The organism is Halomonas sp. SL1, assembly GCF_003030865.2.
Classification (GTDB): domain Bacteria; phylum Pseudomonadota; class Gammaproteobacteria; order Pseudomonadales; family Halomonadaceae; genus Halomonas; species Halomonas halophila.
Map to the genome: position 1 here is coordinate 122575 of NZ_PYUQ02000019.1, position 26453 is coordinate 149027.

Here is a 26453-nt window from a genome sequence, read left to right on the forward strand (position 1 = left end):
GATGCTCAGCGGTTGCGGATGTAGCGATTGACGGCGTTGTTGTGCTCGCGCAGCGAGCGCGAGAAGTGGTGGGTGCCGTCGCCCCGGGCCACGAAATAGAGCGCCTCGCCCTCGGCGGGCTGCACCGCCGCCTGCAGCGCCGCCCGTCCCGGCAGGGCGATGGGCGTCGGCGGCAGGCCGTCGATCACGTAGGTGTTGTAAGGCGTGGGCTCACGCAGGTCGGCGCGGGTGATGTTGCCGTCGTAGTCGTCGCCCATGCCGTAGATCACGGTGGGGTCGGTCTGCAGGCGCATGCCCCGCTCCAGGCGACGCACGAAGACGCCGGCGATGCGCTCACGCTCCTCGGGGGCACCGGTCTCGCGCTCGATCAACGAGGCCAGTATCAGCGCCTGATAGGGCGTATCGATGGGCAGATCGTCGTCGCGTGATGCCCAGGCCTCGGACAGCAGCTCGTCCATGCGTACCATCGACTGGCGCAGGATCTCCAGATCGCTGATGCCCTTGCGATAGCGGTAGGTGTCGGGGAAGAAGCGCCCCTCCGGCAGCTCGTCCTCGCGACCCAGCTCGGCCATGATCTCGGCGTCGGACCACTCGGCGGTGCGATGCTCGAGCTTGGGCGCGGCGTCCAGCGCGGCGCGCATCTGAACGAAGGTCCAGCCCTCGGGGATCGTCAGCGGGTAGGTGACCACCTCGTGACGATCCAGCAGCCCGAGCAGCTCACGGCCGCTCATGCCGGGCGTCAGGCGATACTCGCCGGGGCGCAGGTCGGGCAGCGCCTCGGGCTCGAGACGGCTCAGCAGACGATAGGCCCAGCCGTCGGACAGGATGCCGCGCGCGTCGAGCTCACGGATCACCCGATGGAAGCCGGCGCCGGCCGGCACCTCGTAGAGCGTCGGCGTCTCGAGGGCCAGCGGGGCCTCGAGACGGCTCTGCCAGTAGCGATACCCCGCACCCAGCACCAGTGCCGCCAGGATCAGCAGCAGCGGCAACAGCTTGGCCACTCGCCTCATGGGAAGTCCTCGTTCAGTCGTGGGGATAGCCGAGCCGCGCATGGGCCTCGGCCTGCAGGGCGCGATGGTGATCGCCGATGTCCCAGCGCGCCTGACGGCGGCCGTCGGCGTCATCGAGCCGGGTCACCGGCCACAGGCCCTGCACGGAGTTGGCCAGGCATACCGCCTCGGCCGTCGCCAGCGCTTCGGGGGAGGTGTCGCCCTCATGGATCACGCCGTCGGCGAGCAGCGCCTGGCGCAGGGTGCCGGCCACGCCACAGCGGTCGAGCCGCGGCGTGTACCAGGCATCGTCCTGCCACCAGAAGAGATTCATGCAGGTGGCCTCGACCAGCCGCCCCTCGGCGTCGCCGAGCAGCCCCTCGGCGATCTCGGGATCGGACCATTCGGCCCGGGCCAGGACGTTCTCCAGGCGATTGAGGTGCTTGAGGCCGGCCAGCGCCGGCTGGATGCCCAGCCGCAGCCGGCAGTGGCGAACCCGCACGCCGTCGCGCCAGCGCGCCCGGGCCGGGGCGAAGGGCACGGCCTGCCAGCGCAGCCGCGGCTCGGGCTCGGCGGGCGCGAGGTAACCGCGCCCGCCGGAGCCGCGGGTCAGCATCAGCTTGAGCACCGCGAGCCCCTCGCCGGCCCGTGCCGGCAAGGCGTCGAGCGCGGCCCGACCCGGCAGCGGAATGCCGAGGGTCTCGGCACCACGGGCCAGCCGGCCCAGATGCTCGGCCCACAGCAGCGGCTCGCCGTCGCGCACCAGCACGGTCTCGAACAGGCCGTCGCCGTAGGCCAGGCCGCGGTCGTCGAAGGGCACGCCCTCCGGCGTCAGCCTGTCGGCGTCGCCCTCGCCTGCCGTGCCGCTCACACCTTGGAGAAGACCAGCGTGCCGTTGGTGCCGCCGAAGCCGAAGGAGTTCGACAGGCTGACGTCGATCTTCATCTCACGGGCGGTATGCGGCACGTAGTCCAGCTCGCAGCCTTCCTGGGGATTGTCGAGGTTGATGGTGGGCGGCGCGACCTGATCTCGGATCGCCAGCACCGAGAACACCGCCTCGACGGCGCCGGCGGCGCCCAGCAGGTGGCCGATCATCGACTTGGTGGAGCTGACCGCCACGTCCTTCGACGCCTCGCCGAGCACACGCTGCACGGCGCGGCTCTCGGCCAGGTCGCCAGCCGCGGTGGAGGTACCGTGGGCGTTGATGTAGTCCACCTCGGCCGGATCGATCTTGGCGTCGCGAATGGCGTTCGCCATCGACAGGGCCGCCCCGCTGCCGTCTTCGGGCGGCGCGGTCATGTGGTGGGCGTCGTCGCTCATGCCGAAGCCGGTCAGCTCGGCGTAGATGGTCGCGCCACGGGCCTTGGCGTGCTCGTATTCCTCGAGCACCATCACGCCGGCGCCGTCGGACAGCACGAAGCCGTCGCGATCGCGATCCCAGGGGCGGCTGGCCGCGGCCGGATCGTCGTTGCGGGTCGACAGCGCCCGGGCGGCGGAGAAGCCGCCCAGGCCCAGCGGCGTGGTGGCCATCTCGGCGCCGCCGCAGACCATCACGTCGGCGTCGCCGTAGGCGATGGTGCGGGCGCTGTAGCCGATGTTGTGGGTGCCGGTGGTGCAGGCGGTGGTGATGGCGATGTTGGGGCCGCGGAAACCGTGCTGGATCGCCAGGTTGCCGGAGATCATGTTGATGATCGAGCCCGGCACGAAGAACGGCGAGATGCGGCGAGCGCCGCCCTTCTGGAGGGCGTTGTGGTTATGCTCGATCATCGGCAGGCCGCCGATGCCGGAACCGATCGCCACGCCGATGCGGTGGGCGTTTTCCTCGGTGCACTCGATGGCGGCGTCGCTGATCGCCTGCCCACCCGCGGCCACGCCGTACTGGATGAACAGGTCCATCTTGCGGGCGTCCTTGGGGTTCAGGTACGGGCTGATGTCGAAGTCCTTGACCGACCCGCCGAACCGCGTGTTGAAGCCGCTGGCATCGAAGTGCTCGATGGGGGCGATACCGCTCTTGCCGGCCAGGATGTTGCCCCAGCTCTCGTCCACGGTATTGCCGACTGGCGTGACCAGGCCGAGCCCCGTCACCACAACCCTTCTACGAGCCATCCGCTCTCCTCCAGATCCAGATAGTGTCACGGCCCCGCAGGGCCGTCTTGGCGCGCATTATACCCGACTCCGCGTCCGCTGTGGTCGCGCACCGCCCCCAGACAGCACGAGAGCCGTCCTGCATGGCAGGACGGCTCTCTCACCAGGACGCGTTGTCCCGGGCACACCTCAGCAAGCGGTGTCCGACAACACCCTTACTGGTGGGCGTTGACGTAGTCGACGGCTTCCTGAACGGTGGTGATCTTCTCGGCTTCCTCGTCGGGAATCTCGGTGTCGAATTCCTCTTCGAGCGCCATCACCAGCTCGACGGTATCCAGGGAATCCGCGCCGAGGTCCTCGGTGAAAGAAGAAGAGTTCTGGATGTCCTCTTCCTTGACGTTCAGGCGCTCGGCCACAACCTTCTTCACGCGCTCTTCGATGGTGCTCATTATGAAGTACTCCAGTCGTTCACGTTAAGCGACTGCTAACCAGCCGTTTCAGATCCGCAAGCCAATAAGCTGCGGGGTAGTTTATAGACCGCTCAAGGACAACGCAACCGCCGCATGGCGCGGCTTCAGCGCATGTTCATGCCGCCGTTGACGTGCAGCGTCTCGCCGGTGATGTAGCCGGCCGGCTCGCTGGTCAGGAAACCCACCGCTGCCGCGATTTCCTCGGGCTGACCGAGACGCGTCAGCGGAATCTGGCCCAGCAGCGCGTCCTTCTGCGCCTCGGGCAGGGCCTCGGTCATGTCGGTGGCGATGAAGCCAGGCGCCACGGCGTTGACGGTGATGGCGCGAGAGGCCACCTCACGGGCCAGCGCCCGGGTGAAACCTTCCATGCCGGCCTTGGCGGCAGCGTAGTTGGTCTGGCCGAGGTTGCCCATGGTGGCGACCACGGAGCTGACCGAGACGATGCGACCGAAACGCGCCTTGGTCATGCCGCGCAGACAGGCCTTGCTGACGCGATACACGGACTTGAGGTTGGCGTCGATCACCGCATCCCACTCATCTTCCTTCATCCGCATCAACAGGTTGTCGCGGGTGATGCCGGCGTTGTTGACCAGGATAGTCGGCGCGCCGAACTCCTCGTTGATGGCCTGGATCAGGCCGTCGACGCTGGCCTGGTCGGTGACGTCGAGGCGGCGACCCGCACCCTCGAACCCGTGGGCCTTGAGGTCGGCATCGATGCGCTCGGCGCCGGCATCGCTGGTGGCAGTACCGATCACGATGCGGCCCTGGCGGCCGAGCTCGTGGGCGATGGCGCGGCCGATGCCGCGGCTGGCCCCGGTGATCAGGGCAACTCTAGACTCGCTTGACATGGTCTCTTCCGTTCTCGTCCAGGAGAGGGGGTCAGCCGTTGGCCGACGGCGACTGGCCGGCCGCCTCGCGGGCCAGCTCGAGGGCCGCCGAAAGGCTGTCGGGATCGTTGACCGCCAGCCCGCGGCTGCCCCGTGCGATTCGCTTGTTCAGGCCGGTGAGCACCTTGCCCGGCCCGCATTCGATGAACACCTCAGCGCCCTGGCCGACCATGTTCTCGACACAGGAGGTCCAGCGCACCGGCTGATAGAGCTGCTCGATCAGGCGCGTGCGCAGGGTCTCGACATCGGCATGCGCCTGGGCGTCGACGTTCTGCACCACGGTGTAACGCGGCGCGCGCAGCGAGATATCATCCATCGCCGCGGCCAGGCGCTCGGCGGCCGGGCGCATCAGGTCGCAGTGCGACGGCACCGACACCGGCAGCGGCATGGCCCGCTTGGCACCGGCCTCCTGACAGGCGGCGATGGCACGTTCGACGGCACCCTTGGCGCCGGCGATGACCACCTGACCGGGTGCATTGTAGTTCACCGCGGACACCACTTCGCCCTCGGCAGCCTGGGCACAGGCCTGCTCGACGGCAGCATCGTCCAGCCCGAGGATCGCGGCCATGGCGCCCTGCCCCATGGGCACGGCGTCCTGCATGGCCTCGCCGCGCAGCTTGACCAGCCGCACGCCGTCGGCGAAAGACAGCGCGCCGGCACACACCATGGCGCTGTACTCGCCCAGGCTGTGACCGGCCATGGCGCCTGGGCGCGGCCCTTCGAGCTCCTGCCAGACACGCCAGATGGCGACGCTGGCGGTCAGCAACGCCGGCTGGGTGCAGGCGGTGGCGTTGAGCGACTCGGCGGGCCCTTCCTGGACCACCTGCCAGAGATCGTAGCCCAGCGCGTCGGCGGCCTCCTCGAAGGTCGTGCGTACCACGCTGTAGCGCTCCGCCAGCTCGCGCAGCATGCCGATCTGCTGGGAGCCCTGCCCGGGAAAGATGAGGGCAAGGGGTTGTGTCATGTCGATCACCTTTGCACTTGTTGACGGATTCCGGCGCTGTCGCTATCCGTGGCGGCGACGCCGGAAGTCCTGGATCCGCTGTCGGTTCGGTCGCCGCCGGCGGCCGAATCGACGACAGACCGCCGAAGACCTAGTTCGTCGGCCAGCCGCTCGGGCAGGCCATGCTGCACTTCCTGCGCCGCACGGGCCACGGCGTAGTGGAAACCCGCGGCATCGGCACCGCCATGGCTCTTGATGACGATGCCGTTGAGGCCCAGCAGGCTGGCGCCATTGTAACGCACCGGATCCAGCTCACGGCGCAGGCGACCCAGCGCCGGTCGCGCCAGCACGCCTACCAGGCGGCTGGTCCAGTGCGCCTCGAAGGTCGCCTGGACCCGTCGCACCAGCATCTTGGCCAACCCCTCGCTGGCCTTGAGCACGGCGTTGCCGACGAAGCCATCACAGACCACCACGTCGGCCTCCCCGGCGAAGATGCCGTCACCCTCGACGAAGCCCACATAGTCGAGGTCGTCGCGCTCGCGCAGCAGCTCGTCGGCCCGCTGCACGCTCGCCGACCCCTTGGTGCCCTCGACGCCGACGTTGAGCAGCGCCACCCGCGGACGCGCAAGGCCATCCACATGGCGCGCCATGACGTCGCCCATCAGCGCGAAGTCGAGCAGTCGCTCGGCCTCGACGTCGACGTTGGCGCCGAGATCGAGCAGGTAGCAGCGCCCTTCCCGATCGATGGGAATCGCCGTGCTGATCGCCGGTCGCGCCACGCCGGCGACGGTACCGAGTGCGCGGCGCGACAGCGCCATCAGCGCCCCGGTGTTGCCGGCACTGACCCCGGCCTGCGCCTCGCCCCGAGCCAGACAGGCCAGCATGGCGGCCATGCTGGAACCCTGACCGCGGCGCAACGCCTCGGCGGGACGCTGATCCTGACGGATCTCCCCGGGGGCATTCTCGATCTCCAGATGCGACGACGCCGCGGCGAGAGGCCGCGGCAGCCGACGGAGCTCTTCCTCCAGCCGGGCGGCAGGGCCGAACAGCCGGATATCGAGCTCGGGATCGGCCATGACGGCGCTGGCGGCGCCTGCCACGGTAGCGCGGGGACCGAGATCCCCACCCATGGCATCGACGGCAATCCGCATGTCAGCGGGCGTCAGGCGTCATGGCGATCGATAGGACGCGTCGCCTCAGGCGTCGACGACCTTGCGACCCTTGTAGAAGCCGTCCGGAGAGACGTGGTGACGCAGGTGCGTGGTACCGGTCTCCTTGTCCTGGGACAGGGCCTTGTTGTCAACCAGGGCGTCGTGGCTGCGACGCATGCCGCGCTTGGAACGGGTCTTGCGGTTCTGTTGAACTGCCATGAGATATCACTCCAGAGTGAATCGATGAGGTAATCAGGTTTTGCCTTTGAGCTGCTTGAGCACCTCAAAGGGATTCTCCGCGGGCGAGTCCGAGACCGACTCGGCGCTCTCCCCACTGCTCAGCTGGTCGCGCGAGACCGCGCAGTCGGCCTCGTCGTGGTAAACCACCTGGGGCAGACTGAGGATCAGCTCGTCCTCGATCATCGCCAGCAGGTTCAGCTGTTCGTCTTCCACCAGCACCGGCTCATGGGTGCTCGGCAGAGAGGCCGCCAGGGCGTCGCTGGAGACCATTCCCAGCAGGAACTCGCTCTCGACCGACTGCGGCATGGGCGAGAGGCAGCGCCGACACAGCAGCTGCAGCTCGGCCGTCAGACGACCGCGGATTTCTCGACGCCCCTGGGCGTCGATGGCGAAGTCCAGCCATACCTCGGCATCACCGTTTTGCACACCGGCTTCATCGGCGAGACGGGGCATATCGCCCAGCGCCACCAGGCCTTCGAGATGTTCGGCATGCGCGGCGAGCTTGTAAGGCTCGACCCTGCCAGGGAGTCTTGAGGTCAACATAGGCGCGCAATGATAGGCACTCCCCTCCCCCCTGTCAAAGCCCGCACGCTTCGGGGTTACAATGCCCGTCTGTTGCAGCAGAGACCGCCCCACCGTGTCACACGAGGACCCCACCATGCCACGTTTGGTACTCGCCTCGAGCTCTCGCTTTCGCCGCCAGCTGCTCGACCGCCTGGAACTTCCCTACGCCTGGGACAGTCCGGACATCGACGAGACACCCCGCCCCGGCGAATCGCCCCGCGCACTGGTGCATCGCCTGTCGCTGGCCAAGGCCGAGCGGCTGGCCGACGACTGGCCGGACCACCTGATCATCGGCTCCGACCAGGTCGCGGTCTTCGAAGGCGAGGCACTGGGCAAACCTGCCGACGAGGCCGCCGCACGCGCCCAGCTGGCCCGTTTCTCGGGCCATCGGGTGAGTTTCCTGACCGGACTGGCGCTGATCGACACCCGCCATGCCAGCCACCGGGTCTGCCACGAGCGCTACGACGTGGTGTTCCGCCAGCTCGGCGACACCGAGATCGCCCGCTACGTCGAGCGGGAGCGGCCACTGGACAGCGCCGGTAGCTTCCGCATGGAAGGCCTCGGCATCACCCTGTTCGAGCGCCTGGAGGGCGACGATCCCAACACCCTGATCGGGCTGCCGCTGATTCGCCTCTGCCAGCTGCTGCGCGAGGCAGGCATGGACCCGCTGGGCAGCCCCTGAGCACCCTTCAACGCGAACCGCCCCGGCCGGGGCCACGGGGCGGCAGATGACGACGAATCGTCAGACGGGCACGAGCCCGGGCACAGGACTAGGGCGCGAGCTGATAGCGTAGCGGCGAGGCCGCCTGGGGCACGCCCGCCCACTCGGCGGCGACCCGGCCGAAGCGCCGGGTCAGGCGCTCGAACGGATCCAGCGGCGGCGTGTAATCCCGGGTGCGCGGCGTCTCCAGCCGCTCCCGCGCGAGGGTGTCGATACTGCCCAGCTTATCCACCAGCCCCAGCTCCAGCGCCTGCTCGCCGGTCCAGATCAGGCCGCTGAACAGCCGCTCGTCGTCGGCCAGCCGATCACCACGCCCGGCCTTCACGTCGTCGATGAACTGGCGGTGAGTGGTGGAAAGCACCCGCTGCCAGAAGTCGCGCTGCTCCGGCGAGATATCCGAGAACGGATCGAGGAAGGCCTTGTTCTCGCCGGCGGCGAACACCCGACGCTCGACGCCGAGACGCTCGATCGCCTCCTCGAAACCGAAGCCGGCGTTGATGACGCCGATCGAGCCCACCAGGCTGGCCGGCGCGGCCACAATCTCGCCGGCGCCCGAGGCGATGTAGTAGGCGCCGCTGGCACCGATGTCCTCGACCACGGCGATGATCGGCTTGTCACCCTGCTCGCGCAGGCGCATCAGCTCGTCATGGATGCGCTGCGACTGCACCGGACTGCCACCGGGACTGTCGATATGCAGCACGACCGCCTCGGCGTCCGGCGCCTCCCAGGCCCGTTGCACGCCCTCGATGACACGCTCGGCGCTGGCCCGGGAGTCGCCATCGATCACGCCCTTCACCTCGACGACTCCCAGGTGCGGACCGGCCACATCGGTCGCTCCGGGCGCCACGAAGAGCCCATAGAGCGTGGTGGAAAGCGACGCCAGGATCAAAAAGGCGAACAGGAAGCGGAAGAACAGCTTCCAGCGCCGCGAGCGCCGCTGCTCGACCAGCACGCCATCGATCCAGCGATCGAGCATGTCCTGCTGGGCCAGGCGGCGACGCTCGCGAAGCGTCTCGGCATCCTCGCCATCCGCCACTGAAGACGCCTCGTCGGCGGCCTCGCGGCGCCGTTTCTCCTCGCGCGCCTGCTGGGCACTGAGCTCGGGCCCCTGGGTCCAGTCGTCGCGTCGCTCGTCGTCCATAACGCCACCTCCTGTCTATCGAGGATAAAAGCCGTGATCAGGCGTGCAGCCAATCGATGAGTGCCGGGAAGGCCTCGGCGGTGTACACCGGACGACTGGCCGCCAGCCGTTCCGGCGCGTGCACGCCGTAGGTCACGGCGACACGATCCATACCCAGCGCCCGAGCCATCTCCAGGTCGTACTCGGTATCGCCGACCATCACCGCCTCCTCGACCGGCACCCCGAGCTCGTCGAGCAGCTCCTGCAGCATCCGCGGATGCGGCTTGGAAAGGGTCTCGTCGGCGGTGCGACTGGCATGAAACCAGTGGCCGCAATCGCTCTCGCGGAAGATGCGATCGAGCCCGCGGCGGCTCTTGCCGGTGGCCACCGCCAGCCGGCTGCCGTCGTCGGCACGCAGCCGCGCCAGTCCCTCGACCACGCCGGGATAGAAGGCCATCGGCGTGACGTCGCCTTCCACGAAATGGTAGGCATAGCGCTGGCGCAGGGCCTCGGCCTGTTCGGGACCGATCCCCGGGCACAGCTTGGCAATGGCCTCGGGCAACCCCAGGCCGATGATATCGCGAACCGCCTCCTCGGACAGCTCGCCACAGCCGACGTCGCGCGAGGCCGCCTGCATGCAGGCCACGATGCGCGCCAGCGAGTCCATCAGGGTGCCGTCCCAGTCGAAGATCATCAGTCGGTAACGCATGCGGGCTCCGGATCAGCGGGCGTTGCGGGCGCTTTCCAGCACGCCGTCGAGGGTCTCGCCCAGCGGCGCGCGGATCTTCACCGGCTTGCCGCTGGTCGGTTCGGGGAAGGTCAGGGACGCCGCATGCAGAAACAGCCGCGACAGCCCCAGCCGGGCGGCGACGCGCCCCGCCTCGCGGGTGCCGTACTTGTCGTCGCCGAGCAGAGGATGGCCGGCATGGGCGGCGTGCACGCGAATCTGGTGGGTGCGCCCGGTGATCGGCTCGGCCTCGATCAGGGTGGCACGGGCGAAGGCCTCGCGCACCGCGAAGCGCGTACGTGCCACCTTGCCGCCGCTGTCCACGCGCACCCGGCGCTCGCCGTTGCCGGCGTCGAAGCGATCCAGGCGCGCGCTGACGAAGTCCCGGCGCGCCGGCCAGCGCCCGGCCACCAGCGCCAGATACTGCTTGTTCATCTCGTGCCGCTTGAGCGACTCGTTGAGGCTCAACAGCGCCGGGCGCGACTTGGCCAGCAGCAGGCATCCGGAGGTGTCACGGTCCAGGCGATGCACCAGTTCGAGGAAGTCGAGATCCTCACGCACCTGGCGCAGGGCCTCGATCAGGCCGATCTTGACCCCGCTGCCGCCGTGCACGGCGAGCCCGGAGGGCTTGTTGAGCACCATCCAGTCCCGCCCTTCCAGCAGCACGCTGCCGGCCAGCAGGTTACGCAGGTTGTCGCTGACCTCGCGAACCGCCTCACGCGGCGCGAGCTTGAGCGGCGGAATGCGCACCACGTCGCCCAGCGCCAGGCGGGTATCGGCCTTGACGCGCTTCTTGTTCACCCGCACCTCGCCCTTGCGCACGATGCGATAGATGAGCGCCCGCGGCGCTCCCTTGATGCGCGTCATCAGGAAGTTGTCGACCCGCTGACCCACCTGGCCCTCGGTCACTTCCACCCACTGAACCTCGCGGCCGTCGGTCATCCCGCTCTCCACTTGCCACCGTCGTAAAGGCCGCATTCTACCGCACTGTGCGCCGTCCTGCCGCCAATTGCTGGGCACCCCCTTTACTGTTATATTGCCGAGGCGTTCCAATGGACAGAACCGTCCGCTTGGCGCCTGCACGACAGACACGCAGGCCGGAACGACGAAATCAGGCCGCGACGACGCTCCCCCATGAGGTCCCGCCGCCGACAGAAAGCGATATGACGCCACGCCCGCCCCGCCTCGCTCCCGACGAGCAAGCGGCGACCACGGGATACGTATAACACCGTGCCGGAGGCCGGCGTTGGCGAATCGATGAATGCCAGGTGTTGGCGGTGACCGCAGGACCGGATGGGCAATACGACGACCCGCCGAGAACATGTCCTGCCTCCGCCCCGTACTCAACATGATCCTGCCGTGCCGGCCCGCCACCGCTAACAGGCCCCGACACGGCCGGGCGCAGTTCCGCTTCCGCGACATGCGCTGAGCACAAGCACGCAGCACCCAGCGGTTCGCCTTCGTCGTTGCCCATGGGCGCCCACCGGCGCGTCCATTTTGCGAGACGACATGAAACGGATGCTCATCAACGCGACCCAGCCCGAAGAGCTGCGCGTCGCCCTGGTCGATGGACAACGCCTGTACGACCTGGACATCGAATCCGGTGCCCGGGAACAGAAGAAAGCCAACATCTACCGCGGCAAGATCACCCGCGTGGAACCCTCCCTCGAAGCCGCCTTCGTCGACTTCGGTGCCGAACGCCACGGCTTTTTGCCCCTCAAGGAAATCTCCCGCGAGTACTTCCTCAAGGAACCCTCGGGCCGCCCCAGCATCAAGGAAGTGCTCAAGGAAGGCCAGGAAGTCATCGTCCAGGTCGACAAGGAAGAGCGTGGCAACAAGGGCGCGGCCCTGACCACCTTCATCAGCCTGGCCGGCCGTTTCCTGGTACTGATGCCCAACAACCCCCGCGCCGGCGGCATCTCGCGGCGCATCGAGGGCGAGGAACGCGCACAGCTCAAGGAGGCCATGAGCCACCTGACCGTGCCCGACAAGATGGGCCTGATCGTGCGCACCGCCGGCATCGGCCGCAATCCCGAAGAGCTGCAGTGGGACCTCGACTACCTGACCCAGGTCTGGGAGTCGATCACCGAGGAAGCCGGCAAGCGCGCCGCGCCCTTCCTGATCTACCGCGAGTCCAACGTCATCATTCGCGCCATGCGCGACTACCTGCGCCAGGACATCGGCGAGGTGCTGATCGACAGCGAACAGGTCCACCAGGAGGCGCTGGGCTTCATCCGCCAGGTGATGCCTTCCTACCAGCAGAAGATCAAGCGCTACGCCGATGAAGTGCCGCTGTTCTCGCGCTTCCAGATCGAGTCCCAGATCGAGACCGCCTACGAGCGCGACGTGAAGCTGCCCTCAGGCGGCTCCATCGTGATCGACCACACCGAGGCGCTGGTCTCCATCGACATCAACTCGGCGCGCGCCACCCGCGGCAGCGACATCGAGGAAACGGCGCTGCAGACCAATCTCGAGGCCGCCGACGAGATCGCCCGCCAGCTGCGCCTGCGCGACATTGGCGGCCTGGTGGTCATCGACTTCATCGACATGTCGCCGGCGCGCAACCAGCGCGAGGTCGAGAACCGGGTCCGCGACGCCCTGAAGATCGACCGCGCCCGGGTACAGATCGGTCGCATCTCGCGCTTCGGCCTGATGGAAATGTCCCGCCAGCGCCTGCGCCCGTCCCTCGGCGAGACCAGCGGCGTGGTCTGCCCGCGCTGCGACGGCCAGGGCACCATCCGCGACGTGCGCTCCATCTCGCTGTCGATCATGCGCCTGATCGAGGAAGAGGCGATGAAGGAGCGCAGCGCCCAGATCCGCGCCATCCTGCCGGTCCCGGTCGCCACCTACCTGCTCAACGAGAAGCGGGCGATGCTGGCCGACATCGAGCGCCGCCAGGGCGTGCGCGTGGTGCTGCTGCCCAACCCCGAGATGGACACGCCCCACTACGACGTGCAGCGCCTGCGCGACGACCACGTCGACGAGGAAGGCACCTCTCACCTGCCCAGCCACGAGCTGCCCACCGAGACCGAGGTCGGCAAGGAGCCGGAGGCCGCCTTCGGCAAACCGGTCAAGCGCGACGAGGCCGCGGTCAAGACCGTAGTGCACCACGAGCCCGCCCCGGCCTCCCTGCAGGAAGAGCCCGCCGAACCGGCGAAGCCCAAGCCGAAGCCCGCCGAAAAGCCGACGCAGCAGCGGCCCGCCCAGAAGCCCGCCGCCAAACCGGCCCCGGCGGCAAAACCCGCTGCCGCTCCCGCCGCTCGCGATGGCGTGCTGAGCCGCCTGGTCAAGGGCTTCTCTCGCCTGCTGAGCGGTGAAGAGACCCCCCCGTCCAGCCAGCAGCGTCAGTCCGAGGGCAGTGGCCAGCGTCAGGCCGGCACCGCCCGCAACGACGAGCGCAGCCAGCAGCGTGGCGAAAGCGGCAAGAGCGGCGACAACCGCTCCGGTGGCGGTAACGGCCGCCAGCGCAACAATCGTCGCGGCGGCCAGCGCCAGGACCAGCGTCAGGAGCGCGGTGACAATCGCGACGAGACGCGCAGCGCCAAGCCGCAACGTCAGGGCGAGGACAAGGCCCGTAGCGACCGCTCCGAGAAAGGCGAGAAGGCCGACAAGAGCGGGAGCCAGAACCGCGGCGGTCGCGGTCGCAACCAGCGCCAGGACGACAACCGTCCACAGTCCGAGGGCCGCAAGTCTCAGGAAGGCAAGAGCCAGGACAACAAGGGACAGGAGCGCAAGGACAAGGACCAGGGCGGCCGCAAGCCCCAGGAACCCAAGTCCCAGGACGACAAGTCTCAAGACACCAAGCGCCAGAGCGACAAGCCTCAGGACACCAAGCCCCAGAAGGCCAAGGGCGACGCCGAAGCGACGCCTGCCAAGGATGACGGCCAGGCCGAGGCGGACGGCAAGCCCAAGCGCACCCGCAACAACCCGCGCCAGCGTCGTCGCCAGCACGCCCTGAACCCGGAGTCCGTGGCCGAACAGCAGCGCCTGCAGGCCGAAGCCGCCAAGGCAGAAGCACAGCCGGAAGAGGCGAAGACCGAAGCCAAGGCCGAGCAGTCCAAGGCCGAAGAGCCGAAGGCCGACGCCAAGGCGGAACAGCCCAAGGCCGATGCCAAGGCGGAAGAGCCCAAGGCCGACGCCAAGGCGGAAGAGCCGAAGGCCGATGCCAAGGCGAAAGAGCCCAAGGCCGACGCCAAGGCGGAAGAGCCGAAGGCCGATGCCAAGGCGAAAGAGCCCAAGGCCGACGCCAAGGCGGAACAGCCCAAGGCCGAGACCAAGGCGGAAGAGCCCAAGGCCGAAACCAAGGCAGAACAGCCGAAGGCCGAGACCAAGGCTGAAGCGCCCAAGGCCGAGGCCAAGGCGGAAGAGCCGAAGGCCGAGACCAAGCCCGAGCAGCCGAAGGCCGAGACCAAGCCCGAGCAACCCAAGGCCGAGACCAAGGCGGAACAGCCGAAGGCCGAAGCCAAGTCCGAAGAGCCGAAGGCCGGGACCAAGGCAGACGCCAAGGCCGAAACCAAGGCTGAAGCGCCCAAGGCCGACGCCAAGGCGGAAGAGCCGAAGGCCGAGACCAAGCCCGAGCAGCCCAAGGCCGAGACCAAGCCCGAGCAGCCCAAGGCCGACGCCAAGGCGGAACAGCCGAAGGCCGACGCCAAGGCGGAGCAGCCCAAGGCCGAGACCAAGGCGGAAGCGCCGAAGGCCGACGCCAAGGCGGAACAGCCCAAGGCCGAGACCAAGGCGGAACAGCCCAAGGCCGAGACCAAGGCGGAACAGCCCAAGGCCGAAGCCAAGGCGGAAGCGCCCAAGGCAGACGCTAAAGCCGAAGCGCCCAAGGCGGACGCCAAGGCCGAGACGCCGCGTCGTCGCCGCCGCGCCCATAACGACCCGCGGGAAATCCGCCGTCGTGAACAGGAGGCCAAGCGCCAGGACAGCCAGCAAGGCTGACCCGACGCCCGCCCCTGAAAGACAACGCCCGTGGCCATTGGCCACGGGCGTTTTCGTTGGCGTCTACCGAAGGCGCCGGAAGCGCCGATGTCCCTATTCTGTCGCCAGCCGCGGCTCACGCTCCAGCGTCACGCCGAAGCGCCGCTCCACCGTCTCGGCGACCCGCGCGGCGAAGGCCAGCAGCCCGGGCGCATCGCCGCCGCCGTGGTGCACCAGCACCAGGGCCTGGCGGTCGTGGACGCCGAAGGGGCCATCGCGCCAGCCCTTGAGGCCGCAACGATCGATCAGCCAGCCGGCGGCCAGCTTGGTGCGGCCATCCGCCAGCGGAAAGCTCGGCATGTCGGGATACGCCTCGCGCAGCGACGCCGCGCATTCCGACGACACCACCGGGTTCTTGAAGAAGCTGCCGGCATTGCCGAGCACCGCCGGATCCGGCAGTTTCTCGCGCCGCACCGCACAGACGGCCTCGGCCACCTCCAGCGGCGTGGGGGTCTCCCCGACACGACTGGCCAGGTCGCCGTAGCCCAGGCGCGGCTCGGCCTTGCGCGAGACACGCAGCACCAGCCGGGTGATCGCCACCCGCCCCGCCAGGGCGCGCTTGAAGACGCTGTCTCGATAGCCAAAGGCGCACTCGTCGGGCCCCAGCACCGCTTCGCGGCCGTCGTCCAGATGCACCAGATGCACGGCCTCGAGGCGTTCGGCGAGCTCGACGCCGTAGGCGCCGATGTTCTGGATCGGCGCCGCCCCGCAGTGCCCGGGAATCAGCGCCAGGTTCTCGAGCCCCCAGAGGCCGCGGGCGGCCAGGGCCATGACCAGCTCGTGCCAGACCACGCCGGCCTCGGCGTGCACCCGCACGCTCCCGTCACCGGTCTCTTCCAGCCACCAGTCGTTCATGGCCATCCGGATGACCAGCCCCGGCTGAAAGGCGGGCAGAATCAGGTTGCTGCCGCCGCCCAGCACCAGGGTCGGCCAGCCGGCTTCCCGGGCCAGCGACAGCGCCCCGCCGAGCTCGGCGGCATTGTCCGGCGCGACGAAGCGCTCGGCGCGACAGCCAAGCCCCAGGGTATTGGCGGCGGTCAGGTCGTGGTCGGCGAGGATGTCCAGGCTCAAGCGCCCTCCTCCAGTCGCCGACGCACGTCCTCGACGAGACCGCGCGAGGCCGCCTCGACCAGGTCCAGCACCTCCTCGAAGCCGTCGTCGCCGCCGTAGTAGGGATCGGGCACGGCGCGATCGGGCAATCCGGCGAAGGACAGGAACAGGCCGACATGGGCATCACTGTCGGCCGGCCGCCGCGCTTCCAGCGCCGCCAGGTTGTCGTGGTCCATGGCCAGCAGGTAGTCGAAGCGGCCGAAGTCGTCGTCGTCGAGCTGACGGGCCCGTAGGCCGGAGAGATCGAGCCCGCGCGCGGCGGCCGCGGCCTGGGCGCGGGCGTCGGGCGCCTTGCCCGCGTGCCAGGGGCCGATGCCGCAGGAGTCGACCTCGACGCGGCCGGCGAGACCGGCCTCGTCGAGGTGGCGGCGGAACATGCCCTCGGCGGTGGGCGAACGGCAGATATTGCCCAGGCAGACGAACAGCACCCGCATCAGCGCTCCCCCTCGTCGTCGCGGCCTTCCTCCTGCCCCAGGATCTGTCGCACCCGGGCGAGATCCTCGGCGGTGTCCACGCCCGCCGGGTGCGGCTCGCGGGACAGCGCGACCTGGATGGCATGGCCGTGATGCAGCGCCCGCAGCTGCTCGAGCTGCTCGAGCTGCTCCAGCGGCGACGGCGTCCAGTGGCGATACTCGTCGAGGAAGCTCGCCCGGTAAGCATAGAGGCCGATATGGCGCAGCCAGGCATCGGTCTCGAGCAGCTCGGGCCGCGCGGCGAAGGCCTCGCGATCCCAGGGAATCGGCGCACGGGAAAAGTAGAGGGCCCGCCCCGAGATCGCACGCACCACCTTGACCACATTGGGATTGAACAGCGTCTCGACGTCGCCGATCGGCTCGGCCAGCGTGGCGATGGAAGCGCCGGGATCGTCCATCAGGCGCACCGCCACCTGGTCGATCAGGGTCGCCGGCAGCAGCGGCTCGTCACCCTGCACGTTGACCAGCACGGCGTCATCGGCGAGGCCCAGCGTATCGGCCACCTCGGCCAGCCGATCGGTGCCGGAGGGATGATCGTCGCGGGTCATCACCACCTCGGCGCCCAGCGGCGCCATGGCGTCACGAATGCGCGCATCGTCGGTGGCGACCACCACCCGTCCGGCGGCGCTGGCCGAGGCCCGGCGCCAGACGTGGGCCACCATCGGCTCGCCGGCGATGTCGAGCAGCGGCTTGCCCGGCAGCCGGGTCGAGGCGAAGCGCGCCGGAATCACGGCGATGAAGTCCTGCATCTTGCCTCCTCAGCCCTCGGCGCCGGTCGACGGCGGCAGCTTCTCGTCCACGTCGATGGCCCGCGCCTCGTCGGGCAGCATCACCGGGATGCCGTCGCGCACGGGATAGGCCAGGCCGTCATAGCGGCACACCAGCTCGCCGGCCTCACGATCGAAGGCCAGCTTGCCCTTGCACAGCGGGCAGACCAGCATCGCCAGCAGTTGCTTGTCCATCTCTCACGCCTCCAGGGTCAGCATCGGCGACCGCACGCAGGCGGCCGCCAGGAATTCACAGGGTCGCCAGGCGTGCGTCCAGCCAGGCGACGAAATCGGGATCGGGGACGGCCTCCACCTCCAGTACCCAGGCATCGTCCGCGTCCAGACCGCGGCACTTCACCGCATCCTTGGCGGTCATCACCCGTGGGCGGCCGTCGGCGAAGGCCAGATCCTCGGCGGTGAAGCGGTGGTGATCGGCGAAGGGGTGCGTCCAGTGGGCGATACCCAGGCCTTCGAGGGTCTCGAAGAAGCGCGCCGGGCGACCGATACCGGCCACGGCATGCACCGGTTCGACGAAGGGCGCCGGCGCCACCGCCCGGCGCTGGCCGCCGCCCAGCGGGCGCCAGCCGGCGGGCGCCAGGGTCATGCGATAGTGATCGGCCAGCGCCGCGTCGCGTGGTTCGCCGTTGACCAGCACGGCATCCACGGTCTCGAGCCGCTCGGCAGGCTCGCGCAGCGGCCCGGCCGGCAGGCAGCGCCGATTGCCGAGCCCGCGATGGCCGTCCACCACCACCAGCTCCAGGTCGCGCCCCAGCGGCAGGTGCTGCAGGCCATCGTCGGCGAGCAGGATGTCGCAGCCTTCCTCCAGCAGCCGCCGGGCGCCTCGCGGGCGGTCCGGGTCGACCACCACCGGCACGCCGGTCTGGTCGGCCAGCATGCGAGGCTCGTCACCGCAGGCCGAGGCCGGAGTATCGGCCTCGACCCGCAACGGATAGCGATCGGCGCGGCCGCCGTAGCCACGGGACAGGATACCGGGCCGCCAGCCGGCCTCGCCCAGGTGGCGCGCCAGCCAGGCCACCAACGGCGACTTGCCGGTACCGCCGAGGGTGATGTTGCCGACCACGACCACCGGCACCGGGGCCTGCCAGGCCTGGCGCCGCCCCTCGGCGAAGGCTCGGGCGCGGCGCGCGATCACCCGGCGGTAGAGCGCCTCGAGCGGGCGCAGCGGCCACAGCCACAGCGAACCGGCATAGGCCCCTTCGAGCCAGCGCTCGCCGACGCCACCGCTCATGCCGTCTCGGCGTCCTGGAACTGCAGGCGATGCAGGGCCGCATAGGCGCCCTCGCGGGCCAGCAGCTCGGCGTGGCTGCCCTGCTCGACGATCTCGCCGCCCTCCATCACCAGGATGCGGTCGGCGCGTTCGATGGTGGAGAGCCGGTGGGCGATGACGAAGGTCGTGCGATCGCGGCACACCTCTTCGAGCGCCGCCTGGATGTAGCGCTCGGACTCGGTGTCCAGCGCCGAGGTCGCCTCGTCGAGGATCAGCAGCGGCGCATCCTTGAAGATCGCCCGGGCGATGGCCAGGCGCTGGCGCTGACCACCGGAAAGCATCACCCCGTTCTCGCCGACCACGGTGGCGTAGCCGTCGGGCAGGCGCTCGATGAACTCGTGGGCATGGGCCGCCCGGGCCGCGGCCTCGACCGCCTGCGGATCGGGATCGTCGATGCCGTAGGCGATGTTGTCGGCGATGGTGGCGTTGAACAGCGTCACCTGCTGCGAGACCAGGGCGATGCTGCGCCGCAACGGCAGCAGCTTGAAATCTTCGAGCGGCACGCCATCGAGGCAGATCCGTCCCGCGGTGGGCCGGTAGAAGCGCGGCATCAGCCCCATCAGCGTCGACTTGCCGCTGCCGGAGCGGCCCACGATGGCGATCATCTCGCCGGGGGCCACGTCCAGGTCGATGCCCTTGAGCACCTCAGGCTGGTCGGGGCCGTAGGCGAAGCGCACGCTCTCCAGGGTCACGCGGCCCTCGAGACGGCCCGGTTCGCGGGTGCCGCTGTCCTCCTCGGGCGGCACGTCGAGCAGCCCGAACAGCTCGCCGGCGGCGGCGATGCCCTTCTGCACGGTGGCATTGATCTCGGTGAGCTGTCGCACCGGCTTGGCCATCAGCGAGGCCGCAGTGATGAAGGCCACGAACTCGCCGGGGGTCATGTCGTCCAGCATCGCCGGCGACATGGCGAGCCACACCAGCAGCGCCAGCGACAGCGCCACCAGCAGCTGGATCACCGGCGTGCTGGTGGCCTTGGTCAGCGCCTCCTTCATGCTCTGGCGCCGGTTGACCTCGCTGGCCTCGGCGAAACGGGCCTTTTCATATCCCTCGGCACCATGGGTACGCACCACCCGGTAGCCGGACAGCGCCTCGGAGGCCACATGGGTGACGTCGCCCATGGAATGCTGGATGCGCCTGGAGATGCGCCGGAAACGCTTGCTGGCGTAGCTGACCACGCCGCCGATCAGCGGCGTCACGGCCAGGAACAGCAGGGTCAGCATCCAGTTGGTCCACAGCAGGTAGACCACCAGCCCGATCACGAACAGCCCCTCGCGCAGCAGGATGGTGATCGCCTTGGTGCCGGCCCCGGTGACCTGCTCGACGTGGTAGGTGACCCGCGACACCATATGTCCCGAGGAATGCTCGTCGAAGAAGCGCCCCGGCAGGTGCAGCATGTGATTGAAGACATCGCAGCGCAGCGCGTGGACCAGGTTGCGGGCCACGTTGCTCATGAAATAGGTGCCGAGGAAGGTGCCCAGCCCGCGAGCGGCGAACATGCCCACCACGAACAGCGGCAGCATCAGGCGAAAGGCGGCATCCGGATTCTGGATGCCGTCGATCAGCCGCTTCATCATCTCGGCCAGCGCCGTGCTGGACGCCGCGTAGATGGCGTAGCCGACGACGGCCAGGGCGAAGGCCTTCCAATGGGGCTTCACATAGCCCAGCAGACGCTTGTAGAGGGTCCAGCCCGAATGTTCGCTCACGGTGTCTCCGCTTCAGAATGTGTTGCCTTGGCGGTGGCGATGCGCACCCGCCGAATGTCCAGAGCGCCGGCCCGGTCGAGCACCCGCACCACGTCGGCGTGGGCGGCGCGGCCGTCGGCCTCGACCACCAGGCCGTGCTCGCGGGCGCGCGGCGCCGCCTGGGCCAGCGCCGCTTCCAGCGCGCCTGGCGCCAGGGCGCGATCGCCCAGGCGATACGCACCCTCGGGGGTGACCACCACGGTGACCGGCGAGGCCTCGGCGGCCACGCCGGTCTCGCTCTCGGGCAGCACCAGTTCGAGCGCCTGCCGGGTCTCGAAGGTCGTGGACACCATGAAGAAGATCAGCAGCAGGAACACCACGTCGATCAGCGGGGTCAGGTTGACTTCCACCGCCTCGCGTCGCCTGCGAGGTACCCTCATGGGCGCCCGGCTCCCGCCAGCGGATCCGGGTCCGCGGTCCGGGAGTCCGCCGTCGCCTCATGGCGCTCGGCCAGGGTCAGTTCGCCGTCGTGATGGGCCAGGAACTCCACCACCTGGCCGGCCTGTTGCTCGATGCACACCGTGATGTCCTCGACCCGCCGCTGGAAGTAGCGGTGGAACATCAGCGCGGGAATCGCCACCGTCAGGCCCGCCGCGGTGGTCACCAGCGCCCGGGAGATGCCGCCGGCCAGATCCGCGGTGCGTTCGCCGCCATCGTTCGACACGAGCACCGCGAACACCTCGATCATGCCCACCACGGTGCCCAGCAGGCCGAGCAGCGGCGTGATCGACGCGATGGTGCCGAGCGGGCTGAGGAAGCGTTCCATGTCGTGGACCACCGCGGTGGCGGCCTCCTGGAAACGCGCCCGGACCTGCTCGTGGCCGAGCCGGGCGTTACGCAGCCCGGCCGCCAGTACGCCGCCCAGCGGCGAATGGCTCTCCAGCCAGTAGAGGTTGACCTGGCCGCGAGCCACCAGCGTGCAGACTTCCTCGCCGAGCCCCCTCGGCGCGATGCGCGAGGCGCGCAGCGCCCACAGGCGCTCGACGACGATCACCACCGCCACCAGCGAACAGCCGAGCAGCGGCAGCATCAGCCAGCCCCCGGCGATCAGGGCCTCCATCAGGGTCATGGGGTCACCTCCCTCGAGCAGTCACCGGCGCCTCCGGCGTCATTGCAGGCGATTCTAACGCAAGGCACCCGCGTCCGACACCGCCGCGCCGCCAGGCCGCCGGGCGCGCGGGCTCGACCCGCCCCTCCCCGCCCAGCCACAGGGTCACGGCACCGTCCTGGGCCGTGTTCCACAGACAGCTGCCGAGTCGCCGAAAGCGACGCACCACCGACGCCGAGGGGTGGCCGAAACGGTTGTCCCGGCCCGCGCTGAAGATCACCTGCCGTGGCCTGACGGCGGCCAGGAAACCGGGGCTGGAACTGGTCGCGCTGCCGTGATGCCCGGCCACCAGCGCCTCGATGGGCCCCTCGAGCCACGCCAAGAGCTCATGTTCCACCCGCACACCGGCATCGCCGGTGATCAACAGCCGCTGCTGGCCCGCGGTGATCAGCAGCACGCAGGAGCCATCGTTGGCGGACAGCCCCGCGGCCCCCGCGGGCGGCCAGAGCACGCGAAAATCCACCCCGTCACGCTGCCAGGCCAGCCCCGCCACGCAGGGCTCCGTCGCCACCGGCAGCGCGCTGCCCGGCGGCGCCAGGTAGCGCCCGACGGAATGCTCCATCATCAGCGCCTCGACGCCGCCGGCATGATCGAGATCGGCATGGCTGACGATGACATCGTCGAAGCGTTGCCCCTCGGGCCACAGCGTCGACAGGGGCATGAAGCCGGAGGGGAAGCGCGGCCCCGTGTCGATCAGCGCCCGGTAGCGGGCGGTGCGCAGGGCCACCAGCTGCCCCTGCCCCACGTCATGGACGCGCACCCGCACCTCACCGGGCGCTGGCGAGGATGGCGACAACCCGAGCGTACCGCAGGCCAGCAGCAGCGCGGTGCCGGCCAGGCGCAATCGCCCGGCGAGGCCCGGTAGCCCCCACAGCAGGCCGATCAGGACCAGCGCCACGCCCAACGCCTGAGCCACGGCCGGCGCCGGCTCCTGCAGCGGCGCGAGGCGTGCCGCTGTCTCGAGCCCGAGGGCTAGCCCCTCCGCCAGCGTGCCGAACGCGGACCAGGCGAGATCCGCCAGCAGCGGCACCCAGGCCAGGGCCCAGCCCGCCAGCCCCAGCGGTACCATGACGCTGCCGACGAGCGGTACGGCCACCAGGTTGACCAGCGGCGCCGCCGGCGCGAACCGGTCGAAGGCCAGCAACACCGCCCCCGCCATCACCGGCGCCAGCAGCAGCTGGCTGCGCACCAGGGCCCACAGCCAGCCGCGCCACCCTATGGGGCGAGGCCGCCCCTGCCAGATCAGGATCAGCCAGGCCACGGCGCCGAACGACAGCCAGCCGCCGGGGCGCCAGACCGCCAGCGGATCGAGGATCACCACCAGGGCCAGCGCCAGCCACCAGGCCTGCCAGGGCCCGGGCGCATGTCGCCCGCTGGCCACCCAGAGCCCGACCAGGGCCATGATCATCGCCCGCAGCGCGGGCGGCTCGAGCCCCGCCAGCCAGGCGTAGGCCGCCGCCGCCACCCCGGCGGCCCACCAGGGCCAGATCGCCATCCGCCAGCGACCCGGGGCGACGAGCCGCGACACCCCGCGCGACAGCCACAGGGCCACGCCGGCCACCAGGCCGACATGCAACCCGGAAATGACCATCAGATGGGTAGTGCCACTGGCATTGAGCAGCGCCCAGTCGTCATCGCTCAGCCGTTCGCCGACGCCCAGGGTCAGCGCCGCCAGCCAGCGCGTCGTGCGCGGGGAAAGATCACGCTCATCGAGCCGGGCGAGGGCCCATCGACGAATCGAGCCGCCGGCCGCCTCGAGACGCGCCGGTGGCGGCGCCTCGCGCACGTAGCCGGTGGCGTGGATACCCTCACGACGCAGCCAGGTGCGATAGTCGAAGGCATCCGGATTGGCGAAACCCGCGGGCGGACGCAGCCGGACGGTCAGGCGCCAACGCTCGCCGACGCTCATGACCGGCGCGTCGAAGGCATTGAGCCGCACCCGCGACAGCCGATCGCAGCGCGGCAGGCCCGCGGCCAGCGGCTCACAGTCGCTCACCGCCAGGGTCAGTCGCGTCAGGACACCCTCCCGGACCACCGACGTCAGTCGCCCCTCCACGGCCAGGTCCTGGCGTGTCAGCCCATCGGGCAGCTCGCCGCCGCGCAACACGCTCAGCTGGCCGGCGACCAGCGCGACCATCGACAGCAGCAGCACCAAGCGCCAGCGGCAAGCCGCCAGCCCGACCAGCAGCGACAGGCCCACGGCCTGAGGCCAGGCGGTGAAGGCGCCCTGGTCGGCGAGGGCACCGATCAGCGTGCCGAGGAGGGCCGCCAGCGCGAGAGGCAGGGCCAGTCCGGTTGCCATGGGCATCATCATCCCTGAGCGGAGCGCCCGCGACAGCATGACGGCCTGGCGTTGAGCGACGCCATGGCGAGGGAGCGGGCTTGTATGGATAATAGCGCGCATACCGAAGCCGCGAGCCCATCCCCATGCCGCGCCGTCTCCTGCAGCGCTACCTGCCCCATCCCGAGACCCTCAGGCGCCAGCGCTCACTGCGCTTCTTGAGCCACCTGATCGGTAACCCCTCGCTGTGGATGCTGTCGCGCCGCAGCGTGGCCAATGCGTTCTTCGTCGGGCTGTTCTGCGCGCTGCTGCCGATTCCCGGCCAGATGGTGCTGGCCGCCCTGGGCGCCTGGGCGCTGCGCGCCAACCTGCCCCTGTCGATCGGCCTGGTATGGATCACCAACCCCCTGACCATGCCGCTGATCTTCTACGGCAACTATCGGCTGGGCGCCTGGCTGCTGGACCTGCCCGCCCGGGAGGCCCCCACCCGCCTGTCCACCGAATGGATCGCCACTCAGATGATCGACGCCCTGCCGGCGCTGGCGGCGGGCTCGCTGGTGGCGGCCATCCTGGCCGGCCTCCTGGGTAGCGTGGCGATTCGCCTGGCGTGGCGCTGGCAGGTCTCGCGCAGCTGGAAGCGTCGAGCGCGGCGCCGCCGGGACCGGCTGGGCGACCGCGCTCGAGAAAGGTAATCGCGCCGGGAAAGGTCGGCAGCCGGCCCGCCCGCGCTTCAGGCGGCGGGCGCGTCCTGGGTCAGGCGACCCGCGTCGAGGCGCAGCACCCGGTCCTGATGGGCGGCGAGGCTCGGATCGTGGGTCACGATCACGAAGGCACAGGCGGCGCTGGCGGACAGCTCATCCATCAGCCCCAGGATACTGGCGGCGGTGGTCTGATCGAGGTTGCCGGTGGGCTCGTCCATCAGCACCAGGCTCGGGTCGGTGACCAGCGCCCGGGCGATGGCCACCCGCTGCCGCTCGCCGCCGGAGAGCTCGCCGGGCTTGTGGTCGGCCCGTTCGGCCACGCCCACCCGCTCCAGCAGTGTAAGCGCCCTGGCCTCGGCGTCCTTCTTCCGATGGCCACGCACGATCAGCGGCAGCGCGGCGTTCTCCACGGCGGTGAACTCGGCCAGCAGGTGGTGAAACTGGTAGACGAAGCCGATGTGCCGATTGCGAAAGCGCCCCAGGGCGGCGTTGCCCAGCTCGTGCAGCGCCTGCCCGGCGATGCGCACCTCGCCACGGCTGGGATGATCCAGCCCACCCAGCAGGTTGAGCAGCGTGGTCTTGCCGGAGCCGGAACTGCCGACCACCGCCACCCGTTCGCCGGCGCGCACCTCGAGCGCCAGCTCGTCGAGCACGGTGAGATCGCGCGGCCCCTCGCGATAGACGCGGGTCAGGCGGTCGCAGGCCAGCATCACCTCGCGCCCTGAGGCCGGACGGTCGATCTCCTGGGTCATGGCGGGATCATTCATAGCGAAGCACCTCGGCAGGCTGCACCCGGGCCGCGCGCCAGGCCGGGTAGAGGGTCGACAGGAAGGTCAGCACGAAGGCCGCGGAGACGATCTGGCCCACGTCGGACCACAGCAGCTGCGAGGGCAGCTCGCTGATGAAATAGACGCCGGCATCGAGGAAGTGGATGCCGAAGGCCGACTCGACGAAGGCCAGGATGTCGGAGACGGTCAGCGCCAGCAGCACGCCGAGCCCCACCCCGATCAGGATGCCGATCACCCCGATCGCCAGCCCCTGGACCATGAAGATGCCCATGATCGAGCGCGGCGTGGCGCCGATGGTGCGCAGGATGGCGATGTCGGCATGCTTGTCGGTGACCACCATCACCAGGGTCGAGACGATGTTGAAGGCCGCCACGGCGATGATCACCGTCAGCAGCAGCGCGATCATGCGCTTCTCCATCTGGATCGCCTGGAACAGGTTGCCCCGGGTATAGGTCCAGTCCAGACCGCGATAGCCCGGCCCCAGGTCGTCGATGATCGCGCGGGTCACGCTGCCGGCCTGGAAGAGGTCGTCGAGCTCCAGGCGCAGCCCGCCCACGTCGCTGCCCATGCGCGCCAGGGTCTGCATGTCGGCGATGTTGGCGTAGGCGAGGCTGGCATCGAGGTCGGCGCCGACGCTGAAGATGCCGCTGACGGTGAAGCGCTTGAGGCGCGGGAAGACCCCGGCCGGCGTGATCGAGGCCTCGGGCACCAGCAGGGTCACCCGATCGCCCACCGTCACCCCGAGCTGGCGTGCCAGCATCGAGCCAAGCACCACGTTCCACTCGCCGGGCTGGAGGTCGTCGAGGCTTCCCCGCTCCATGTGCTCGTCGACGATCGAGACGCGCTTCTCCCACTCGGGCTCGATGCCGTTCACCATGGCGCCGTTGTTGCGACCGCCCACCGAGAACATGCCCTGCTGCTGGATATAGGGCGCCGCCCCGATGACGTGCTCGCGCTGCTGGAGGCGTTCGGCCAGCGGCTGCCAGTCGGTGAGCCCGGAGGGCACCTCGATGCGAGTGTGCGGCACCATGCCCAGCACCCGCTCGCGCAGCTCGCGATCGAAGCCGTTCATCACGGACAGCACGAGAATCAACACCGCCACGCCCAGGGTCAGGCCCAGCATGGAGGTCAGGGAAATGAAGGAGATGAAGTGGTTGCGTCGCTTGGCCCGCACGTAGCGCAACCCGATCAGGAGAGGCAGACGATCCAGCATTTGAGCATTCCTTGTCGGCGGGCGCTCATGGTACGTGTTTTTGGCCGGCCCTGCATCGGGGAGGCAAGGCTTGCACGATGACTGCACCTTGCCGGCTCGACGACG

26 protein-coding genes are annotated in these 26453 nt (G+C 69.6%); 3 read left to right on the forward strand and 23 right to left on the reverse strand.

Annotation, left to right across the window (positions count from 1 at the left end; translation table 11 throughout):
* Positions 1 to 5 precede the first annotated feature (5 nt).
* The 9 genes from mltG to C9J49_RS13210 all read right to left on the reverse strand — a co-directional run bounded on the left by mltG (position 6) and on the right by C9J49_RS13210 (position 7308).
* Complete coding sequence (mltG, locus tag C9J49_RS13170) at positions 6 to 1010, reverse strand: endolytic transglycosylase MltG (protein ID WP_107182385.1); 1005 nt, start codon at positions 1008 to 1010, stop codon at positions 6 to 8.
* A gap of 13 nt (positions 1011 to 1023) precedes the next feature.
* Positions 1024 to 1860, reverse strand: a complete 837-nt coding sequence (gene pabC / locus C9J49_RS13175; RefSeq protein ID WP_237022365.1) for an aminodeoxychorismate lyase — start codon at positions 1858 to 1860, stop codon at positions 1024 to 1026.
* Positions 1857 to 3095, reverse strand: a complete 1239-nt coding sequence (fabF, locus tag C9J49_RS13180) for a beta-ketoacyl-ACP synthase II (protein WP_107182386.1) — start codon at positions 3093 to 3095, stop codon at positions 1857 to 1859. The genes pabC and fabF overlap by 4 nt, the downstream gene beginning before the upstream one ends.
* A 194-nt stretch (positions 3096 to 3289) precedes the next feature.
* Positions 3290 to 3523, reverse strand: a complete 234-nt coding sequence (gene acpP, locus C9J49_RS13185) for an acyl carrier protein (RefSeq protein ID WP_016854353.1) — start codon at positions 3521 to 3523, stop codon at positions 3290 to 3292.
* 125 nt (positions 3524 to 3648) lie between these two features.
* Positions 3649 to 4392 carry a 3-oxoacyl-ACP reductase FabG gene (gene fabG / locus C9J49_RS13190; protein WP_046079726.1) on the reverse strand — a complete coding sequence of 248 codons (744 nt, stop codon included), beginning with the start codon at positions 4390 to 4392 and terminating at the stop codon, positions 3649 to 3651.
* A gap of 31 nt (positions 4393 to 4423) precedes the next feature.
* Positions 4424 to 5395: an ACP S-malonyltransferase gene (fabD, locus tag C9J49_RS13195; protein ID WP_035599061.1), complete on the reverse strand. Its 972-nt coding sequence runs from the start codon at positions 5393 to 5395 to the stop codon at positions 4424 to 4426.
* A gap of 5 nt (positions 5396 to 5400) precedes the next feature.
* Positions 5401 to 6525 (reverse strand): phosphate acyltransferase PlsX, encoded by a 1125-nt coding sequence (plsX, locus tag C9J49_RS13200; protein ID WP_107182387.1) that lies wholly within the window; start codon positions 6523 to 6525, stop codon positions 5401 to 5403.
* A 45-nt stretch (positions 6526 to 6570) separates the two neighbouring features.
* Positions 6571 to 6744 (reverse strand): 50S ribosomal protein L32, encoded by a 174-nt coding sequence (rpmF, locus tag C9J49_RS13205; protein WP_035599067.1) that lies wholly within the window; start codon positions 6742 to 6744, stop codon positions 6571 to 6573.
* Between the two features lie 33 nt (positions 6745 to 6777).
* Entirely contained in the window at positions 6778 to 7308 is a 531-nt protein-coding gene (locus C9J49_RS13210) for a YceD family protein (RefSeq protein ID WP_035599068.1), read from the reverse strand.
* Positions 7309 to 7423: 115 nt separating this feature from the next.
* Here C9J49_RS13210 and C9J49_RS13215 point away from each other — a divergent pair, with 115 nt between their 5' ends.
* The gene (locus C9J49_RS13215) at positions 7424 to 8011 is read left to right on the forward strand and encodes a nucleoside triphosphate pyrophosphatase (protein ID WP_046079729.1); all 588 of its coding nucleotides are present in this window, start codon (positions 7424 to 7426) and stop codon (positions 8009 to 8011) included.
* Positions 8012 to 8099: 88 nt separating this feature from the next.
* Here C9J49_RS13215 and sppA read toward each other — a convergent pair whose 3' ends face one another.
* From sppA to C9J49_RS13230, 3 genes are read right to left on the reverse strand one after another with little or no spacing between them, the layout of a single operon-like run.
* Positions 8100 to 9191, reverse strand: a complete 1092-nt coding sequence (sppA, locus tag C9J49_RS13220; RefSeq protein ID WP_107182388.1) for a signal peptide peptidase SppA — start codon at positions 9189 to 9191, stop codon at positions 8100 to 8102.
* A gap of 37 nt (positions 9192 to 9228) precedes the next feature.
* The gene (locus C9J49_RS13225; protein WP_107182389.1) at positions 9229 to 9879 is read right to left on the reverse strand and encodes an HAD family hydrolase; all 651 of its coding nucleotides are present in this window, start codon (positions 9877 to 9879) and stop codon (positions 9229 to 9231) included.
* Between the two features lie 12 nt (positions 9880 to 9891).
* Entirely contained in the window at positions 9892 to 10839 is a 948-nt protein-coding gene (locus C9J49_RS13230; RefSeq protein WP_107182390.1) for an RluA family pseudouridine synthase, read from the reverse strand.
* Between the two features lie 567 nt (positions 10840 to 11406).
* Here C9J49_RS13230 and rne point away from each other — a divergent pair.
* The gene (rne, locus tag C9J49_RS13235) at positions 11407 to 14838 is read left to right on the forward strand and encodes a ribonuclease E (protein WP_107182391.1); all 3432 of its coding nucleotides are present in this window, start codon (positions 11407 to 11409) and stop codon (positions 14836 to 14838) included.
* 93 nt (positions 14839 to 14931) lie between these two features.
* On the opposite strand, the gene murB is transcribed toward rne, so the two are convergent.
* Genes murB through C9J49_RS13280 form a run of 9 tightly spaced genes read right to left on the reverse strand, consistent with a single transcriptional unit; the run spans position 14932 to position 23667 of the window.
* Positions 14932 to 15948 carry a UDP-N-acetylmuramate dehydrogenase gene (gene murB, locus C9J49_RS13240; RefSeq protein WP_107182392.1) on the reverse strand — a complete coding sequence of 339 codons (1017 nt, stop codon included), beginning with the start codon at positions 15946 to 15948 and terminating at the stop codon, positions 14932 to 14934.
* Complete coding sequence (locus C9J49_RS13245; protein ID WP_046079735.1) at positions 15945 to 16421, reverse strand: low molecular weight protein-tyrosine-phosphatase; 477 nt, start codon at positions 16419 to 16421, stop codon at positions 15945 to 15947. Before C9J49_RS13245 ends, murB begins: the two co-directional genes overlap by 4 nt.
* Complete coding sequence (kdsB, locus tag C9J49_RS13250) at positions 16421 to 17209, reverse strand: 3-deoxy-manno-octulosonate cytidylyltransferase (protein ID WP_107182393.1); 789 nt, start codon at positions 17207 to 17209, stop codon at positions 16421 to 16423. Before kdsB ends, C9J49_RS13245 begins: the two co-directional genes overlap by 1 nt.
* Positions 17210 to 17218: 9 nt before the next feature.
* Entirely contained in the window at positions 17219 to 17422 is a 204-nt protein-coding gene (locus C9J49_RS13255) for a Trm112 family protein (protein ID WP_016854367.1), read from the reverse strand.
* 55 nt (positions 17423 to 17477) lie between these two features.
* Positions 17478 to 18476 carry a tetraacyldisaccharide 4'-kinase gene (lpxK, locus tag C9J49_RS13260; protein ID WP_107182394.1) on the reverse strand — a complete coding sequence of 333 codons (999 nt, stop codon included), beginning with the start codon at positions 18474 to 18476 and terminating at the stop codon, positions 17478 to 17480.
* Entirely contained in the window at positions 18473 to 20218 is a 1746-nt protein-coding gene (gene msbA, locus C9J49_RS13265) for a lipid A export permease/ATP-binding protein MsbA (protein ID WP_107182395.1), read from the reverse strand. Before msbA ends, lpxK begins: the two co-directional genes overlap by 4 nt.
* Positions 20215 to 20637, reverse strand: a complete 423-nt coding sequence (locus C9J49_RS13270; protein ID WP_035599426.1) for a biopolymer transporter ExbD — start codon at positions 20635 to 20637, stop codon at positions 20215 to 20217. The genes msbA and C9J49_RS13270 overlap by 4 nt, the downstream gene beginning before the upstream one ends.
* A complete protein-coding gene (locus C9J49_RS13275) occupies positions 20634 to 21326 on the reverse strand; it encodes a MotA/TolQ/ExbB proton channel family protein (protein WP_107182396.1) in 693 nt (230 codons plus the stop codon). The genes C9J49_RS13270 and C9J49_RS13275 overlap by 4 nt, the downstream gene beginning before the upstream one ends.
* Positions 21327 to 21330: 4 nt before the next feature.
* Positions 21331 to 23667 carry a DNA internalization-related competence protein ComEC/Rec2 gene (locus C9J49_RS13280; protein ID WP_107182413.1) on the reverse strand — a complete coding sequence of 779 codons (2337 nt, stop codon included), beginning with the start codon at positions 23665 to 23667 and terminating at the stop codon, positions 21331 to 21333.
* Positions 23668 to 23792: 125 nt separating this feature from the next.
* On the opposite strand from C9J49_RS13280, the gene C9J49_RS13285 reads away from it, so the two are divergent.
* Complete coding sequence (locus C9J49_RS13285) at positions 23793 to 24338, forward strand: DUF2062 domain-containing protein (RefSeq protein WP_035599421.1); 546 nt, start codon at positions 23793 to 23795, stop codon at positions 24336 to 24338.
* Positions 24339 to 24376: 38 nt separating this feature from the next.
* Here C9J49_RS13285 and C9J49_RS13290 read toward each other — a convergent pair whose 3' ends face one another.
* Entirely contained in the window at positions 24377 to 25114 is a 738-nt protein-coding gene (locus C9J49_RS13290) for an ABC transporter ATP-binding protein (RefSeq protein ID WP_046079738.1), read from the reverse strand.
* Positions 25107 to 26348: a lipoprotein-releasing ABC transporter permease subunit gene (locus C9J49_RS13295; protein ID WP_035599416.1), complete on the reverse strand. Its 1242-nt coding sequence runs from the start codon at positions 26346 to 26348 to the stop codon at positions 25107 to 25109. The genes C9J49_RS13290 and C9J49_RS13295 overlap by 8 nt, the downstream gene beginning before the upstream one ends.
* Positions 26349 to 26453: the final 105 nt, after the last annotated feature.

Bases quoted from the DNA above. Each gene is read 5' to 3' on its own strand.
- mltG (WP_107182385.1), bottom strand. From the start codon at position 1,010: ATGAGGCGAGTGGCCAAGCTGTTGCCGCTGCTGCTGATCCTGGCGGCA.
- fabF (WP_107182386.1), bottom strand. From the start codon at position 3,095: ATGGCTCGTAGAAGGGTTGTGGTGACGGGGCTCGGCCTGGTCACGCCA.
- acpP (WP_016854353.1), bottom strand. From the start codon at position 3,523: ATGAGCACCATCGAAGAGCGCGTGAAGAAGGTTGTGGCCGAGCGCCTG.
- fabG (WP_046079726.1), bottom strand. From the start codon at position 4,392: ATGTCAAGCGAGTCTAGAGTTGCCCTGATCACCGGGGCCAGCCGCGGC.
- fabD (WP_035599061.1), bottom strand. From the start codon at position 5,395: ATGACACAACCCCTTGCCCTCATCTTTCCCGGGCAGGGCTCCCAGCAG.
- plsX (WP_107182387.1), bottom strand. From the start codon at position 6,525: ATGCGGATTGCCGTCGATGCCATGGGTGGGGATCTCGGTCCCCGCGCT.
- rpmF (WP_035599067.1), bottom strand. From the start codon at position 6,744: ATGGCAGTTCAACAGAACCGCAAGACCCGTTCCAAGCGCGGCATGCGT.
- C9J49_RS13210 (WP_035599068.1), bottom strand. From the start codon at position 7,308: ATGTTGACCTCAAGACTCCCTGGCAGGGTCGAGCCTTACAAGCTCGCC.
- C9J49_RS13215 (WP_046079729.1), top strand. From the start codon at position 7,424: ATGCCACGTTTGGTACTCGCCTCGAGCTCTCGCTTTCGCCGCCAGCTG.
- sppA (WP_107182388.1), bottom strand. From the start codon at position 9,191: ATGGACGACGAGCGACGCGACGACTGGACCCAGGGGCCCGAGCTCAGT.
- C9J49_RS13225 (WP_107182389.1), bottom strand. From the start codon at position 9,879: ATGCGTTACCGACTGATGATCTTCGACTGGGACGGCACCCTGATGGAC.
- C9J49_RS13230 (WP_107182390.1), bottom strand. From the start codon at position 10,839: ATGACCGACGGCCGCGAGGTTCAGTGGGTGGAAGTGACCGAGGGCCAG.
- rne (WP_107182391.1), top strand. From the start codon at position 11,407: ATGAAACGGATGCTCATCAACGCGACCCAGCCCGAAGAGCTGCGCGTC.
- C9J49_RS13245 (WP_046079735.1), bottom strand. From the start codon at position 16,421: ATGCGGGTGCTGTTCGTCTGCCTGGGCAATATCTGCCGTTCGCCCACC.
- kdsB (WP_107182393.1), bottom strand. From the start codon at position 17,209: ATGCAGGACTTCATCGCCGTGATTCCGGCGCGCTTCGCCTCGACCCGG.
- C9J49_RS13255 (WP_016854367.1), bottom strand. From the start codon at position 17,422: ATGGACAAGCAACTGCTGGCGATGCTGGTCTGCCCGCTGTGCAAGGGC.
- lpxK (WP_107182394.1), bottom strand. From the start codon at position 18,476: ATGAGCGGTGGCGTCGGCGAGCGCTGGCTCGAAGGGGCCTATGCCGGT.
- C9J49_RS13270 (WP_035599426.1), bottom strand. From the start codon at position 20,637: ATGAGGGTACCTCGCAGGCGACGCGAGGCGGTGGAAGTCAACCTGACC.
- C9J49_RS13275 (WP_107182396.1), bottom strand. From the start codon at position 21,326: ATGACCCTGATGGAGGCCCTGATCGCCGGGGGCTGGCTGATGCTGCCG.
- C9J49_RS13280 (WP_107182413.1), bottom strand. From the start codon at position 23,667: ATGGCAACCGGACTGGCCCTGCCTCTCGCGCTGGCGGCCCTCCTCGGC.
- C9J49_RS13285 (WP_035599421.1), top strand. From the start codon at position 23,793: ATGCCGCGCCGTCTCCTGCAGCGCTACCTGCCCCATCCCGAGACCCTC.
- C9J49_RS13290 (WP_046079738.1), bottom strand. From the start codon at position 25,114: ATGAATGATCCCGCCATGACCCAGGAGATCGACCGTCCGGCCTCAGGG.
- C9J49_RS13295 (WP_035599416.1), bottom strand. From the start codon at position 26,348: ATGCTGGATCGTCTGCCTCTCCTGATCGGGTTGCGCTACGTGCGGGCC.